The sequence below is a fragment of the Mucilaginibacter sp. L3T2-6 genome, assembly GCF_030519355.1.
Taxonomy (GTDB): Bacteria; Bacteroidota; Bacteroidia; order Sphingobacteriales; family Sphingobacteriaceae; genus Mucilaginibacter.
In genome coordinates this window covers 1-15,082 of sequence record NZ_JAUMKC010000022.1, presented here as the reverse complement: position 1 = coordinate 15,082, position 15,082 = coordinate 1, and the positions used below count along the sequence as shown (strand labels likewise).

Sequence of the window (15,082 nt, the reverse complement as noted above, 5' to 3'; positions counted from 1 at the left end):
CACCCATGGGAAAAAGAAAAATACTTATAGTTGAGGACGAATTTATCATTGCAGATGTTCTGCAGGATATCCTCGGCAGGAATAAGTTTGAAGTTTGCGGTATTGCCGACACAGTTGATGAGGCAGTGCAGATGGTTGAAAAATACCGGCCTGAACTGGTTTTAGTTGATATTTACCTCAAGGGAAAAAAAACGGGCATAGACCTGGCGAAGATCTTAACGGAAGTAAACATCCCGTTTATTTACATTTCTGCAAACTCAAACCAACAGGTGCTGGAGGCCGCCAAAAAAACCAACCCGTATGGCTTTATCGTTAAGCCTTTCAGGGAAAAGGATGTATTGGTAGCAATAGATATAGCGCTGTACCGTTACGACAACAACCTGGAAAACACTTTGCGTCAGCAGGTTATTTTACAAAAAAGGATTGCGCAAATAGCTGACAGCCCGTTAAAATGGGAACAAAAACTACTACAGCTTGGTGTGGCCTTGCAGCCCTTTGTTCCTTTTGAATATATGTCGGTTGGTATGCCGGGCACTGCGGATGCGGCCTTTAACGAGATCGGCTTTTTAAGAATAGGTTTTGAGGAATACCAAACGATTACTCCCAATGAGCTATCAGTAATTACAAACCTGAAACTGTCTGAACTGGCAGCCTTAAATTCGAAATGTACTCCCGAAACAGTTGCCACCTGGTATAGCCAGGCTGAATTGGCCGGGTTATTTGCAGCGGCGCCTCTAAAGCAGGTTATTGCAAAAATTTATGCTATAAAATCGCACCTTGTTATTCCCGTTAAGCTGGATAGCCTGCATACATTTTGTTTTTGTTTTTACAGTCGGCGCGACGACGCTTACCACGCAGATCACCTGGTATGGGCAGATCGTTTTAGACCTCTCCTCATAGGCTTTTCGGAGCGGATGCTCGCAGATGGCCAGGGGCCATTCAGCACTGCAACCGGTCAGCGGGCGATCCCCGGCCACCGGCCGGCTGTTGCCGAAAAAAGCCGTTTCGATGGTATTATTGGCAGCAGTCATCTCTTATTAAATGTATTTGACCAGATACTACAAGTTGCTCCGTATGATACTTCTGTGTTGATACTTGGGGAAAGCGGTACAGGGAAGGAGAAGATAGCTGCCCGGATCCATCAGCTTTCAACACGGAAAGACATGCCATTCGTGAAAGTGAACTGTGCGGCCTTGCCTCTTACGCTGGTTGATTCTGAATTATTCGGTCATGAAAAAGGTGCATTCACCGGCGCTTACGAGCGAAAGATCGGCCGTTTTGAAATGGCGCATACTGGCACCATCTTTCTTGATGAAGTCGGAGAAATACCGCTGGAAGTGCAGGTAAAGCTATTAAGAGTATTGCAGGAAAAGGAAATAGAGCGGATAGGGGGGCGAACCACCATTAAAACGGACGTACGTGTTATTGCCGCCACTAACAGAAACCTTGAAAAAGAAGTGGCCGAAGGACGTTTCCGCTTAGATTTATATTACCGGCTCAACGTGATTCAACTAATAATGCCCCCATTGCGTGAACGCAGCGAAGATATACCGGCTCTGATCGCGCATTTTTTGGACATCTATAACCGGAAAGCCGGAAAACATATTACGGGGGTTTCAGCCGCTGTACTGGAGGATATGAAGAAGTATGCCTGGCCAGGCAATATCCGCGAGTTGGAAAACCTGATTGAACGGGGCGTTTTGTTAACCAGGGGAGATGTTATTGAAAGCCTTGCCCTGCCAGTTTCTTCGCAGGCAGCCAGTATTGTTCGCCCGGCCGAAAGTGGCCTGCAATCTCTGAGTGAAAATGAAAAGACACACATTACCGCTGCCCTGAAAAAGTGCAATGGCAAGGTTTGGGGCAAAGGCGGTGCTGCTGAATTGCTTAACCTGCCGCCAACTACTCTGAATTCAAAAATGAAAAAACTTGGAATCAAGAAGGCGGATATTTTATAAAGAATAATTGCTTATGAGCGCCGTACGTAGCAGTCGGCCAGGTTTGATTTCCTCATGTTTTCCAGGGCTAAAGTTAGCCTCCATAGTGTATTCTTACCGTATTTCGTTGAATAGAAAGCTGCCTCCTGGCGAAATAACGCTGTTTTTTGTCCCGGCATAACACGTATCATCCTGATTTAAAGCGGAATGTAAATATGGCATTCCCGTTGCCGGTATATGAACAAATTATTCACCTTGAAATAAGGGGTGATTTATTCATATCAGTATGGCTACTCATTCAAAAACAATTTTATTTATTACGGGTGCATTTGTAAGTCACCATTGCTGGGACGAATGGAAAACGTGGTTCTGGCAACGAGGTTACCAGACTATTGCGCCCTCATGGCCGCAAAAAGATGCACCTGCTACAACCCTGAGACAGCGACAGCCCGATGCAGGCATTGCCTCGCAGCGCCTCGGGCCGCTCACCGAATATTTTGCGGATATAGCCCGGAAGTTACCTGAAAGGCCGGTTCTTATCGGGCATTCTATGGGCGGACTGATTGTGCAGTTGTTGTTGCAGCAGGGCCTCGGAGATGCCGGTATTGCCATCCATTCACTACAGCCTAAAGGCGTTTTCACTTTCAAATGGTCGTTTTTTAAAGCGGGCTGGGGGCCACTTGGCTTTTTTACACCGGTTAAAAAGTCGTTTCTGATGTCGTTTAGTCAGTGGCAATATGCCTTTACCAATGGAATGCCTTATGATGAGCAAAAAGAGGCTTATTATCAATTTCTCACGCCGGAATCAAAGTTATTGGTGCGCGATGCCATTACCAATGCTGCCAGGGTGGACTTTTCGCAACCCCACGCGCCGCTGCTTTTTATCGCTGGAGCAAATGATCATTTTATACCGGCATCTTTAAACCACTCCAATTACAAAAAGTACACTCATCAAACGTCGGTTACCGAATACGAGGAATATCCCGGCCGCAACCACTTTGTGTTAGGGCAGCCCGGGTGGGAAGGACATGCGGCCCGCATTCTTAGCTGGCTTAGCAAGTTTTAATACCGGGAAAAGCAACTAAGGAATTGCAGTCAAAAAAACTTTAAATCAACAGATAAAATCATGAAAACACTCAAAAAAATGTTACCTGTAGCTATGATGGCTGCGTTTTTATTATGCTCAGTGTTAACCCTGGCTGACCCTATAAAGCCTGCATCTCCTCCGCCGGGTTTCAGGAGCCAGTATGCTACAGTTAACGGGGTTAAGATACATTATGTAACTGGCGGGAAAGGCGAGCCATTACTGCTGATACATGGCTTCGGTCAAAACTGGTATATGTGGAACCGTCTGATGCCTGAGCTGGCTAAACACTTTACCCTGGTTGTACCCGACATGCGGGGCGTTGGCGAATCGGGGAAGCCTGCCGGTGGATACGACAAAAAAAACATGGCCGTTGACATGCACGAACTGATGAAGAAACTTGGCTACAAGCAAATTAACCTGGCCGGACATGATATCGGCCTGATGGTGGCCTACGCTTATGCTGCTCAGTTTCCATCGGAGGTGAAGAAGCTGGCCTTGATGGATGCATTGCTACCGGGAATTGAGCCGGTTTGGAGCCAGGTAAAAGCCCAGGCATGGTGGTTTGGCTTTTTTGCGCAGCCCCATTCGGGCGAGCTCGTTTCCGGTAAAGTTGGATTATTTTTTACTGATTTCTGGCCTACTGTCGGGTTTCAGAAAAATGCCTTTACCCAGGCAGAGAAAACGGAATTTATCCGTGCTTACTCGGTTCCCGGGGCTACAACCGGCGCTTTCCATTGGTTTGGTGAGTTTAACCAGGACGCCAAAGACAATGCAGTATTCGCTCAAACCAAACTTACTATGCCCTTGCTGGCTGTTGGCTCCGACCATTTTGCGGGGACATTCCTGGCAGAACACTGCCGCCTTGTGGCCACAAATGTAAAGGAGGCCATTATTACAGACAGCGGCCACTGGGTGGTGCAGGAACAAACGGCACAGGTGAAAAAAGCGCTGACCGATTTTTTTACTGAATGAATTGAATGGGAAAATTATAAGCCGCTCTGCCATGCAGGGTGGCTTTTGTGTTATTACTGAGCGGATTTTGGCGGGTCAAATTAGCCCGAAAGTGTTTATCTTTCGCAACTATGAAAACTCTCGACGAATTCAAAACGTCCCTAAACTCAAATCAACCCGATCCAGATATTTCGATTCAGCTAAAAAGCCTTTGGTATGATGGTAAAAGCGACTGGCATAGAGCGCATGCACTGATCGACCACCTGGATGACCGGGAATCTGCATGGGTACATGCCTACCTGCACCGTAAAGAAGGCGACATTTGGAACGCAGATTACTGGTATCGGAAGGCACAAAAAAAACGGCCGGATGTCTCTTTGGATGATGAATGGGAGGCGTTGGTGGTGGAGTTTCTTTAAGCCGGGATTTAGCAGGTGCAGAATCATCAACTTTATTTATAGATTTAACTCAATTTACCGCAAGGCCTGAATATTTATGCCTTGCCTGCAAGAATCTGATCATACCATTTATAACAATCATTTATGACTCTCAGAAGAAGGGATTTTATCAGCTTTGGCGCTTTAACCTTAGCTACAGGCATGTTAGCCGGCGCAAGCTCCTGCAAAGGAGGTGCTTCCCAGGATGATGTTAATTCAACAGGCGACCTGAAACCAATGACCGGTGATGTTGTGCCAATTTCTAAGTCGGAACGGGAAGCTAGAATTGCCAAAGCGCAACGCTTGCTTATCGAAAATAAAATGGACGCCCTGGTGCTTGAATCAGGCACCGGGCTGCGCTATTTTACCGGGATTAGCTGGTGGCCCAGTGAGCGTACCATGGCAGCCGTAATTCCGGCAAAGGGAGACATCAAATACGTATGCCCCGCATTTGAAGAAGCCAGGTTTCGGGAGCAAATAACAATCGGTAACAAAGTTTACACCTGGCAGGAAGACGAAAGCCCTTACCACCTTATTTCCACAGCGATTAAAGATTCCGGGATTGCTTTTGGCACAGTTGGCATAGAGGAAAGCGTTCGTTTCTTTATAGCCGACGGGATAAGGAAAGACGCTCCGAATTTAAGCTATGTAAGCGGGGACCCTGTAACCATTCCCTGCCGCCGGATAAAATCTGCCGCCGAGATAAAGCTGATGCAAAAGGCTAATGATATTACGCTCGCTGCTATAAAGCATGGAGTTAGTCAGTTAAAGGAAGGCATGTCGCAAAACGAGCTTGCTTCCATTATTATGGCTGCACAAAACCATCTGGGCGGAGCGGCGGATTTTGCACTTTGCCTGTTTGGCGCCTCATCCGCTTTTCCGCACGGGTCAAAACAACCACAAACACTAAAAAAAGGCGATATCGTATTGATGGATTGCGGTTGCGTAGTAGACGGATATAATTCTGACATTACCCGCACGGTGGTTTTTGGTGCAGAGCCTACTAAAAGACAGCAGCAAATATGGGAGCTTGAAAAAAAAGCGCAGGATGCAGGTTTTGCAGCGGCAAAAATCGGGGAGCCTTGTGAAGCCGTAGACGCCGCCGCCCGCAAAGTAATTACAGATGCCGGTTTTGGGCCGGGCTATAAACTACCAGGACTACCGCACCGAACAGGTCATGGTATTGGTATGGATGGGCATGAATGGGGCAATATGGTGAAAGGCAACAAGCTTTTGATACAGCCGGGCATGTGTTTCAGCATCGAGCCGACAATTGCTATTCCCGGAGAATTCGGCGTACGATTGGAGGATTGTGTGTATATGACGGAAGAAGGCCCGAAATGGTTTTCAAAAACCAGTAAATCAATTCAGGAACCGTTTGGGTGATGATGTTCACTCACTGGCGTCTTTAACCGTACACGCACTGACCCTTGTTGTGTCACCCCGTCTGTGTCCCCAAAGACGCTTTTCATAAACTTATCCGGCGGCCTGTGTCTCATTTTTTAGTGTTCCATTTGTCTGCGGAATAATTGATAGTATTTGTAATTTTTTGATTTACAGTTATTTTAATTCCAAGGTGTTCCGATTATCTGCACGGAACACACGGCATACTGCGAAACGCGTTGTTAATCAGTGTTTTGCAATTTTACTATTTCCCAAAACATTGGTATCCAGCAATTTAATTGGGGGTTTACAGGTGTAAACCCTTCTCCGCCTTTACCTCGGAACTCATCAAACTCAGCTTAAACTCCGTTCAGGCCTTCCCGGTTCTCGCGAAAATGCATCCCTTCCTCTGGTCGAAGTTATAAGTTTAAGCTATGATGAGTAACATCAGTCAAATGCATGACCGAAAGCATTTTACAGGGCATCAGGCACTAGTATTTTTGCTTTAAAACATTAGCCATGGAAAACAATATGACCATTTCCTGTCTTCGCTAGTTGCTGGACGAGGACAGCAACAGATTAATGAGCGCCGAGATTGACCTAAAAAGAAGCCTGGGGGTATGGATGAACGATGAGAGTTCTCCTGATTTGAAAATTATTATATACCGCTACCTGGATATGATCGAACGCCACCTGAAATACCTGGAATCTTTCGCAGAAGAAGAACAGGTTAAATCGTTCAGCATCAGTAACCGGGTAACAAAGGCGTTTATCGATGAAATTAACGAAAAGCTTGCGGCATGCTCATGCCCGCAGGTAAAGAATGCCTGTGTGCTGGCGGGTATTCAAGGAATCAACCATTTCAAAATCAGCGCTTACGGTACGGCAGCGGCATTTGCCGATGCAGCAGGACTGTATAAGGCCGCTACGCTCTTTCATCAGGCAGAAAAAGACGAAAAAAGCATAGATGAAGATCTTTCGCACCTTGCGGCCCACCAGATTAATAAAGAAGCATTGGCGCCGGTAGTTTTAAATACATAATTAATCGCTATGGATAACAGCTTTCATAATAAGGTGACGATACCCGTTGATGGTATTCACCTCGCAGGTGACCTTATGGTTCCGCATGAAGCCCGCGCTGTGGTTGTTTTTGCGCATGGCAGCGGCAGTAGCCGGCTGAGCCCGCGCAACCAGCAGGTAGCAAGGCAATTACAGGAAAATAATTTTGCCACCCTGCTTTTTGATCTGCTGACACCTGAAGAAGACAAATATTACCGTAACCGTTTTGCTATTAACTTGCTCACAGAGCGGCTTGTAGCTGCAACCAGATGGCTCGAAGGGCTTCCTGCGGTTAAACATTTGCGTATCGCGTATTTCGGCGCAAGTACCGGCGCGGCAGCGGCACTGAAAGCAGCGGCCGAACTACCCGAAATATTCGCTGTTGTTTCCCGCGGAGGCAGGGCTGACCTGGCAATGCCCGACCTGTCAGGAGTTAAAGCACCTACCTTACTGATCGTTGGCGGCAACGATACGTCGGTAGAGCAATTAAACCGCGCGGCTTTGCGTGAGCTTGGCGGTGTTAAAAAGCTAGAAATAGTGCCCGGTGCCAGCCATTTATTTGAAGAGCCGGGAAAATTGACAACAGTGGCTGCGTTAGCCACAGAGTGGTTTAAGAGTTACCTGCCTGTATTATCGGGTTACAAACATTAAAGTTAAAGATCATGTTTAAAGATAGAACAGCAGCCGGACATTTGCTGGCTGAAAAATTAAGTTCCTATAAAAACGCCCCTGGCCTTGTACTTGCGGTGCCGCGTGGCGGTGTGCCGGTGGCCTACTGTATCGCCCGGGAGCTTGGTTTTCCTATGGATATTATATTGGTTAAAAAAATTGGCCATCCAAATAATAAAGAATACGCAATTGGCGCAGCCAGCCTAACCGATTACGTAGTGACTCCGCATCCGGATGTTTCAGCCAGCTATATTGAAGAGGAGGTAGCCAGAATCCGCACCCGGCTGACCAGTATGCGGCAGAAATTTCTGGGCGATCGCGAACCTGCAGATATTGCCGGTAAAACCGTAATTGTTGTAGATGATGGTGCCGCCACCGGTCACACGCTGCTGAGCACAATCGACGTAATTAAAAAAGGAAAGCCCGCTAAAATTATTGTTGCAGTGCCGGTTGCCTCGCGGCCGGCAGCGCGCTTGCTGGCCGGAGCTGCTGATGAGGTAGTTACCTGCCTCACACCGGATTCCTTTTATGGTGTTGGCGCTTACTATGAAAACTTTAAACAAGTTAGCGATGACGAAGTAGCTTTTTACCTGGATAAGTTTAATCGCTTAAGCAAAGCGGGTTAAGCCGCTGCGCGTATCTTTATCTTTCGCCGCTAATCAAATTTACAGAGAAACGCTATGCTTCAAAAAATAACTGAAATGACTTACCCCCTGGCCAGGCCGGCAGACCTTGATCCTTTAATGGAACGCATTGGTAATGCCCGCTGTGTAATGCTCGGCGAAGCTTCGCACGGCACACATGAATACTACACATGGCGAACCGCCATCACTAAAAGGCTTATCGCTGAAAAGGGCTTCAGTTTCATTGCGGTTGAAGGCGACTGGCCCGATTGTTACCGGCTAAACCGCTGGATTAAAGGTTATGATGAGCAAGAAAAAACATCGCGCCAGTTGTTGCATGAGTTTAAGCGCTGGCCTACATGGATGTGGGCGAACTGGGAAGTTGATGCATTGTTAAACTGGCTGAAGAAACATAATACTGGCTTGCCAGCTAACCAGCGGACGGGTTTTTACGGGCTCGATGTATACTCGCTCTGGGAGTCAATGGAAGTACTTTTGAAATATCTTTATGATAATGACCCCAAAGCAGCCGATCTTGCGGTGCAGGCCTTGCGTTGCTTTGAGCCTTTTGAAGAGAACCCGCAGCAGTATGCCAGCGCAACATATCGGCACGGCACTTCCTGCGAAGCTGAGGTTGTGAAATTACTGAGCGAGATCAGGAAAAAGGCCCCGGTTTACGACCACGATCCCGAGGCCGCCCTTAATACAGAGCAAAATGCGTTTGTTGCTGTTAATGCCGAAGCCTATTATCGCAAAATGATGAGTTTTGATGATCATACATGGAACCTCCGCGATGCCCATATGATGGAAACACTGCACAAGTTGCTTAAATTTCACGGGCCGGATTCAAAGGCGGTAATTTGGGAACACAACACCCATATAGGGGATGCGCGGTACACCCCGATGGCGCGGCAGGGGCTGTTTAACATCGGGCAGCTGGCAAGGAAGCAACTCGGCATGGACGATACGGTACTTATTGGTTTCGGAAGTTATCAGGGTAGCGTAATCGCAGGCAGTGCGTGGGGCGCACCGATAGAAGCTATGCCTGTGCCGCCTGCAAGAGCAGACAGTGTGGAGGCCTTGTTCCATCAACAATATAATGCGAACCGCCTGTTAGTTTTTGACCAGGGAAGGAAAAACGCGCTGGATGAAACAATGCCCCACAGGGCCATTGGCGTGGTTTACGATCCTGCGCATGAGAAATCTCACAATTATGTACCAACTGTACTCAGCAGGCGGTATGATGCTTTTATTTTTATCGATCAGACTAACGCACTGCACCCGTTACACATTAAACCAGATGGCCATCTGGTGCCTGAAACCTACCCGTTTAATTTTTAATAACAGGTGTACGGCCTGCCTTTGCCCGGGTGGCCACTTAAACTTCGTTTGACTTAAATCTGTTGGGCAGGATAACTGTAAAAATAGTCCCGACGTTTTCAACGCTCTTAAACGATATCGAGCCCTGCAGCAGCTCTACATATAGTTTTACAATATTGAGCCCCAGGCCGGTTCCGTGAACGTTCCCGACATTGCCCGCCCTGAAAAATTTACCAAACAGATTTTTTTGCTGATCTTCCGGGATCCCTATGCCCCGGTCTGTTACAGTAAGCATAATTTGCCCATCCGTTATTACAGCTACAAGGTCAATGTCTGCCTCTGAATATTTAATTGCGTTGGATAGGAGGTTGAGCAATATATTTCTTACAATCTTTTTGTCCAGCCGCGTTTCCCGGCTCCCTATGTAGCTGCTCCTGATGGTTTGGTGTTCCTTACACATCCCGCCCAGCTCGCCGACGATTTCCTGTAGCAAAGCATTAAGGTCGATATCCTCCGGTTCAACTGCCATCCGGCCATCTTCCAGTTTGCCAATGGACAGAAAATCATCAAGCAGGCTAACCAGTTGCCTGCTTAGGCCCCTAACTCGCTCCAGGTGCCGCACGCGCTGGGGTTGTTGTTCTGTTTGATCATATTTTCTGATCAGGTCAACGCTTGAAACAATTGCTGTTAGCGGTGTCCTGAACTCATGAGACGCCATTGATACAAAGGCAGACTTCATATTGTTAAGTTCTTTTTCGCGAACAAGTGCATCAGCAAGTTCCTCCGTACGTTCTCTTACCCTTTCCTCAAGGTCAAGCTTACTGCGCTCCTGGTAACGGGTTCTTTCCAGGAAAGTCTCTGCATAGCGCGCATATATCTCCATACGGCGCAACCCCAATTCATCGAAATGATCAGGCTCTGCTGAATGGGTCGAGATCATTGCGACGGGCCGCCCCTGATAGTCATACAAAGGGGTGGATTGTATGGCTTTTATAACGGCGTTACGCGCAATGCGCAGGTGTGGCGCAAAATAAATATCTTCCTCCACGTTGTCCACAACTATCTGCTTATGGGCTTTAAATGCCTGGCCGCATACCGAGTTGCAGGTAGCTGATACTTCGGCGAAATGGTCGAGAAACTCTTTTTCAAAGCCCTTTTGAGCAGCGATAACCAAAACCTGTTTCATCGGGTCTAAAAGCTGAACGTTACCCTTATCAGTTGCAAGCAGTTGCATAGCGGTTGCCAATACCTCCTGTAGGCCCTCCCGTAAGTCTGTTATCTGCCATAACCTGCTCATTGCCTCAACCAGGAATAGCAGCCATTTCTCTTCCCCATCAACTATCTGTCGGGCTACCGTTTGCTGGCCTATAGCCGTTATAAATACTGCATTCAGTTCTTCACCATTAATGATGTACGGCCCGAGGCTGATTTTCACCCGGAAGGAATGGCCGTTCTTATGTTTTGCCGGGAACTCCCTCGGCCGCGGCGTATCTTCGTAATTTTCCGCTTCACCTTTATAAAAATCAATGCCGGAAATCAAAAGCCCTATGGGAACACCGCTCAGTTCGTTATCGTCTTCATAGCCAAATATTTTATAAACAACGGGATTGGCCATTCGTATAATACCGTCGTGAGCAAGCAGTAGAATGCCTGTCGCCGAATGCTGAAATATGGTCCGGAGATTCAGCTCGCAATCAGTTGCATGCAGTTCGCTGGTCATCATTTACACTTGTGTTTAGGTGATTTTAGAGCCGTGTAAGTTTGATATGGATAGCCAAGTATTGTATATGAAAGTTAGGTAATTTAATTTAAAAAAAGCAAATTAATTTATTTAGCCAAAGCTATCCGGTACCGCTGTTCATTGCCGGGCGTCAGCCGGTACCTGTATTGGTGAGTGGTAAGCGAGGTGTAGTTTCCTGACGGGCATCATTTTTCCGGATGGTTAAGGTCATTTCGCATGGTTAACGCTTTAAGCATTTTTGAATATCAAAGTGATATTCCATGAAAACCATCCTGGTACTTACTGATTTTTCGCCGGCGGCCGGCCATGCCGCAAGCTATGCGCTCCAACTGGCGCGTACATTGAAGCTAAAGGTACGACTGTGCCATATAAGGCCCGAATCAAGTCCGGACATAACGTCTGAACAATGGTTCAATTATATATTGAAATTAAAGAAAGGTTTCAGGCCGCGTAGCGGAGAGCAGATGCATCCTTCCGTATCATTTACCTGCGAAACGGGCAGCGTTGAAACGGCAGCCTGCCGGCTGGCAGCCGAAGACGAGTCTGCGCTGGTGGTTATGGGTATGACCGGTATGGGCCGTAAAAGCAGTTCGTGGGGAAGTCATGTCAGCGCGCTGCTCGACACGATGAATGTCCCCCTTCTCCTGGTTCCCGAAAAAGCTACTTACCGGCGGGTAAAACGGATTGGATATGCAACAGACCTGACCGACAGGGAATTGCCGGTTATCCAGTCTGTGATTACACTCGCACGCGATTTCCAGTCAGCCGTTTATTTCTGGTACATTACTACTGGTACCGCAAACCACCGTTCGGCCAAACATAAGCTTGATGATCTGTTGAGACAGGTTGCCGGGTATTCTATCAATACAAAGGTAACGGTCAGGCTGCTAACGGCGCGGGATGCCGCACACGGCCTGGAATGGATATCAAAAAATGCCGGAATGCAAATGCTGGTAATGAACCACGAGCACCGCCCGCTCCTGGAGCGCCGGATAAGCCCGAGTAACACCCTTACTCTTGCGAGGACTATTGACATACCATTGCTGGTTTACCCCAAAAATGGACTGCAATCCGCTTTTACTGTATTTTAACGGCCACAAAAATTAAATCGCTTGGTAAAAGTATGACAAGCTGGAAATCAGCGAATAAGTCATTAAAAAAGTCTCTTGGCTAATTTGCCTGTGTCAACTACCGGATCAAAACTCCGTTTTCTCCAATCGTTTACTACTCATGATAATATTGTACCAGGGCTATGTGGCCAAACTCTTTTAAGGCATCGTGTGCTACAAAACGGATATCCCCCCCGCAACTGATCACTTTTTCAATTACCTCATCTATGGTCAATTCTGCTCCTTCATCATCCGTGGTGGCAACATTTTCAGCTTTGCCAGGTTGCACAGGTAACGAAAAATCATCTTCCAACAACAGCAGCCTGGCGTTTTTATGAAGTGCCGCCGCCGAAACCTCAGCAAAACCGCAGGCGAGTTTCTTTTCATTAGCTGCTGTCTCCAGTTCTTCCTGCAGCTCCTTTGCGGGATTAGCGGGTAATAAGCCTTCCTCCGGTAAAATTCGGGACAACTCTGCCGGCGCCGCATCCATATAATTACCGTGCCGGTAGCTGCTGATCGACTCCGGGCGCCTCGAAATTTTTTTAAAAAGCCCTGCTACCTTAGGCGTTGCTATAATGTGCACAGGCAATTTGTAAGCTTTCAATACTTCGCCGAGGCCTTGGTCTATATGACGCAGAAACTTTTCCAGCACTACTTCTCGGCGCTTGCCGGGGTCCGAAAAGTTGGCGACTTTTTCGGGGGCATCATTCTTGTAGGCGGCGATGTGGGACGGTACACCCAAATCAAGCACGGTGAACTCGTCATACTTACGGTGATATAAGATGGCATTTTCGGCGCTCAGCAGTAAAAGTAACGATTCTCCGGCTGATAACTGTTCGCCGGTCAGGTCCCTGATCTCAAAATTATGATTGATAACAATACGCGGGTTTACCTCGCTATGTAAGAAAAGCAGCTTTGCAAAATGCGGCGATACAAATATCAGCATGCCTTTACGGTCGCCCGGCGGATGCAGATTATGCGCCAAATCCCCGAACCTGTGTAATATCTGCTCAGACTGTGGGCTGGGATAGGTTGCGGCCAGCGCTTTCTTGACCCGCGCCTTTACCGAATTCAGCTGGTGTTCCAGGCCCTGCTGGCGCGAAAAATCAGCCGCCAACGGCAATGTAACCGTTAAACAGGGGAAATCCTCCGCAGCCGCTATAATACTCTTCTCTTCTTCAAATGCCAAATGCTTCATCATCTGTAATATTATTCCCCAAAATTACATTGCATGATCGGATGACAGGCTGACGATGGTCATTCCAGCGAATGATACTGCTCAAGGATGCTATGTCCGGAAAGATAAATTCAATCGGCAAAAATAATTTGCTCTCCCTTTATGCAGGCTTTTTCCGCACGACGTCTCCGCTATAGTCATAACTTGAGTAACCCGAGCACCTTGTAAAGGACCATAGCGGGCCAGAATACCGCCTTGAAGAAACCCAGCACGCCACCCCAAAAGGTTACAGCATGCTGTATAAAATAAACACACGCACCCAGGAAACCCATTCCATAGATTGCGCAAGATTGATTTCCCATTTTTTGCATCTGTTCTTTCATTGATATAAAGTTTAAGCACACGCAGAATGGCAATACCAGGCGGCTGAGCGCGGGTTTCTTTACAAATTCGTTTTCACCAAAGTTCCATGTAATAACCAAACCTGGCTACTACTGCGGTCATTCAAAGGAATGATCGTAATCAGGATAAGGATGCCTCAAACGACCGTGGTCGTCACTTTTTTTGATGATGGGGGTCATAGTATCCGGCGATGCCTAAACCTACTTTTGGAATAACAAAATACTGTGTTGTTTTTGCTCAATACTAAACTAAGCCAATGGATTCGCTGGAATGTATACAAAGCAGGCGCGCGGTGCGCCATTACCTGCCGCAAATGCCGGATGATGAATTGATTGAGAAAATACTGGCTGCAGGCCGCCTGGCCCCGTCGGCTATGAACCGGCAACCGTGGCGGTTTTATATTGCCACGCATAGCGATACCATATCTGCTTTTTCAAAAGCGATAAGCTCTGCGGTACTGCATGAGTACACAAAGAAAGTTCTGCACCATCCCATCAAAACCATGCGCGAGCTGATGCATGCAGGCAAAGTAGGTTTTGACACAGGTGATCCGGTTTTTCATGGTGCACCGGTGGTCATTTTTATTACTTCGCCGGCAGATAACGAGTGGGCGGGCCTGGATACGGGCATGTGCGCACAAAATATGATGCTTGCCGCCCATTCGCTGGGGCTGGCAACCTGCCCCATTGGCATGGCTAAATATGTTGGGCTTACGGATATCTATCACAGACTAGAGGTACCAGAGACTGAAAAGGTAGAGCTGGCTATCAGCCTTGGCTATAGCGCCGAAACACCGAAGATGCCCAAACGAACCGGCGGCCGTGCGGTTTTTATAGATAGAATGGAATGTTGCTGACAAGCCTCTCCTCTGTGAATTTCCCACAATGCGTTTAGTTAAAACGTAACCCGCTGATCATCAATTAAAAATTAAAAATTTTACATTTTTTTTGGGTAGTTGTTGCGTAATTACACGAGAAGTTATACTTTTGCACACTCCAAACCGGAAAGTACTCCTGAATAGCTCAGCCGGTTAGAGCATCTGACTGTTAATCAGAGGGTCGCTGGTTCGAGTCCAGCTTCAGGAGCAAAGCCCCGCAAAGTTTGCGGGGCTTTTTTTTATTGGTGCGCCCGGCAGGGCGCATTTACTTGGCGGTGCAAGTCCGCTATGGGCCCGTTAAGGGGAACCATTA

Annotated in this window: 13 protein-coding genes and 1 tRNA gene; 12 read left to right on the top strand and 2 right to left on the bottom strand. The window is 47.4% G+C overall.

The features are described 5' to 3' along the window. Positions 1–5: 5 nt before the first annotated feature. The 9 genes from Q3W13_RS20275 to Q3W13_RS20235 all read left to right on the top strand — a co-directional run bounded on the left by Q3W13_RS20275 (position 6) and on the right by Q3W13_RS20235 (position 9,484). Positions 6–1,955: a sigma 54-interacting transcriptional regulator gene (locus Q3W13_RS20275; RefSeq protein WP_302866963.1), complete on the top strand. Its 1,950-nt coding sequence runs from the start codon at positions 6–8 to the stop codon at positions 1,953–1,955. Between the two features lie 265 nt (positions 1,956–2,220). Then, entirely contained in the window at positions 2,221–3,000 is a 780-nt protein-coding gene (locus tag Q3W13_RS20270) for an alpha/beta hydrolase (RefSeq protein ID WP_302866961.1), read from the top strand. Between the two features lie 60 nt (positions 3,001–3,060). Next, positions 3,061–3,993 carry an alpha/beta fold hydrolase gene (locus Q3W13_RS20265; RefSeq protein WP_302866959.1) on the top strand — a complete coding sequence of 311 codons (933 nt, stop codon included), beginning with the start codon at positions 3,061–3,063 and terminating at the stop codon, positions 3,991–3,993. 110 nt (positions 3,994–4,103) lie between these two features. Further along, positions 4,104–4,391 carry a hypothetical protein gene (locus Q3W13_RS20260; RefSeq protein WP_302866957.1) on the top strand — a complete coding sequence of 96 codons (288 nt, stop codon included), beginning with the start codon at positions 4,104–4,106 and terminating at the stop codon, positions 4,389–4,391. Positions 4,392–4,514: 123 nt separating this feature from the next. After that, entirely contained in the window at positions 4,515–5,795 is a 1,281-nt protein-coding gene (locus Q3W13_RS20255) for a Xaa-Pro peptidase family protein (protein WP_302866956.1), read from the top strand. A gap of 579 nt (positions 5,796–6,374) precedes the next feature. Beyond that, positions 6,375–6,833, top strand: coding sequence for a DUF892 family protein (locus Q3W13_RS20250; RefSeq protein WP_302866955.1), 459 nt, complete (start codon positions 6,375–6,377; stop codon positions 6,831–6,833). A 9-nt stretch (positions 6,834–6,842) separates the two neighbouring features. Beyond that, on the top strand, positions 6,843–7,502 hold the full coding sequence (locus Q3W13_RS20245; protein ID WP_302866953.1) for a dienelactone hydrolase family protein: 660 nt from the start codon (positions 6,843–6,845) through the stop codon (positions 7,500–7,502). An 11-nt stretch (positions 7,503–7,513) separates the two neighbouring features. Next, positions 7,514–8,146: a phosphoribosyltransferase gene (locus tag Q3W13_RS20240; RefSeq protein WP_302866952.1), complete on the top strand. Its 633-nt coding sequence runs from the start codon at positions 7,514–7,516 to the stop codon at positions 8,144–8,146. A 54-nt stretch (positions 8,147–8,200) separates the two neighbouring features. Then, entirely contained in the window at positions 8,201–9,484 is a 1,284-nt protein-coding gene (locus Q3W13_RS20235; protein WP_302866949.1) for an erythromycin esterase family protein, read from the top strand. A 37-nt stretch (positions 9,485–9,521) separates the two neighbouring features. Here the strand turns inward: Q3W13_RS20235 and Q3W13_RS20230 are convergent, their stop codons facing one another. Continuing rightward, the gene (locus Q3W13_RS20230) at positions 9,522–11,186 is read right to left on the bottom strand and encodes an ATP-binding protein (protein ID WP_302866948.1); all 1,665 of its coding nucleotides are present in this window, start codon (positions 11,184–11,186) and stop codon (positions 9,522–9,524) included. A 278-nt stretch (positions 11,187–11,464) separates the two neighbouring features. Here Q3W13_RS20230 and Q3W13_RS20225 point away from each other — a divergent pair, with 278 nt between their 5' ends. After that, on the top strand, positions 11,465–12,295 hold the full coding sequence (locus tag Q3W13_RS20225; RefSeq protein WP_302866946.1) for a universal stress protein: 831 nt from the start codon (positions 11,465–11,467) through the stop codon (positions 12,293–12,295). Between the two features lie 133 nt (positions 12,296–12,428). On the opposite strand, the gene Q3W13_RS20220 is transcribed toward Q3W13_RS20225, so the two are convergent. Next, a complete protein-coding gene (locus Q3W13_RS20220; protein WP_302866944.1) occupies positions 12,429–13,514 on the bottom strand; it encodes a hypothetical protein in 1,086 nt (361 codons plus the stop codon). Between the two features lie 634 nt (positions 13,515–14,148). On the opposite strand from Q3W13_RS20220, the gene Q3W13_RS20215 reads away from it, so the two are divergent. Continuing rightward, positions 14,149–14,748, top strand: a complete 600-nt coding sequence (locus tag Q3W13_RS20215) for a nitroreductase family protein (protein ID WP_302866943.1) — start codon at positions 14,149–14,151, stop codon at positions 14,746–14,748. A 155-nt stretch (positions 14,749–14,903) separates the two neighbouring features. Continuing rightward, positions 14,904–14,977: transfer RNA gene (locus Q3W13_RS20210), tRNA-Asn, on the top strand. The last annotated feature ends 105 nt before the right edge of the window (positions 14,978–15,082 follow it).

What these genes read in the sequence shown, in the direction of transcription:
- Q3W13_RS20230 (WP_302866948.1), bottom strand. Translation starts at nt 11,186, where the DNA reads ATGATGACCAGCGAACTGCATGCAACTGATTGCGAGCTGAATCTCCGG.
- Q3W13_RS20225 (WP_302866946.1), top strand. Translation starts at nt 11,465, where the DNA reads ATGAAAACCATCCTGGTACTTACTGATTTTTCGCCGGCGGCCGGCCAT.
- Q3W13_RS20240 (WP_302866952.1), top strand. Translation starts at nt 7,514, where the DNA reads ATGTTTAAAGATAGAACAGCAGCCGGACATTTGCTGGCTGAAAAATTA.
- Q3W13_RS20275 (WP_302866963.1), top strand. Translation starts at nt 6, where the DNA reads ATGGGAAAAAGAAAAATACTTATAGTTGAGGACGAATTTATCATTGCA.
- Q3W13_RS20250 (WP_302866955.1), top strand. Translation starts at nt 6,375, where the DNA reads ATGAGCGCCGAGATTGACCTAAAAAGAAGCCTGGGGGTATGGATGAAC.
- Q3W13_RS20255 (WP_302866956.1), top strand. Translation starts at nt 4,515, where the DNA reads ATGACTCTCAGAAGAAGGGATTTTATCAGCTTTGGCGCTTTAACCTTA.
- Q3W13_RS20260 (WP_302866957.1), top strand. Translation starts at nt 4,104, where the DNA reads ATGAAAACTCTCGACGAATTCAAAACGTCCCTAAACTCAAATCAACCC.
- Q3W13_RS20265 (WP_302866959.1), top strand. Translation starts at nt 3,061, where the DNA reads ATGAAAACACTCAAAAAAATGTTACCTGTAGCTATGATGGCTGCGTTT.
- Q3W13_RS20215 (WP_302866943.1), top strand. Translation starts at nt 14,149, where the DNA reads ATGGATTCGCTGGAATGTATACAAAGCAGGCGCGCGGTGCGCCATTAC.
- Q3W13_RS20270 (WP_302866961.1), top strand. Translation starts at nt 2,221, where the DNA reads ATGGCTACTCATTCAAAAACAATTTTATTTATTACGGGTGCATTTGTA.
- Q3W13_RS20245 (WP_302866953.1), top strand. Translation starts at nt 6,843, where the DNA reads ATGGATAACAGCTTTCATAATAAGGTGACGATACCCGTTGATGGTATT.
- Q3W13_RS20220 (WP_302866944.1), bottom strand. Translation starts at nt 13,514, where the DNA reads ATGATGAAGCATTTGGCATTTGAAGAAGAGAAGAGTATTATAGCGGCT.
- Q3W13_RS20235 (WP_302866949.1), top strand. Translation starts at nt 8,201, where the DNA reads ATGCTTCAAAAAATAACTGAAATGACTTACCCCCTGGCCAGGCCGGCA.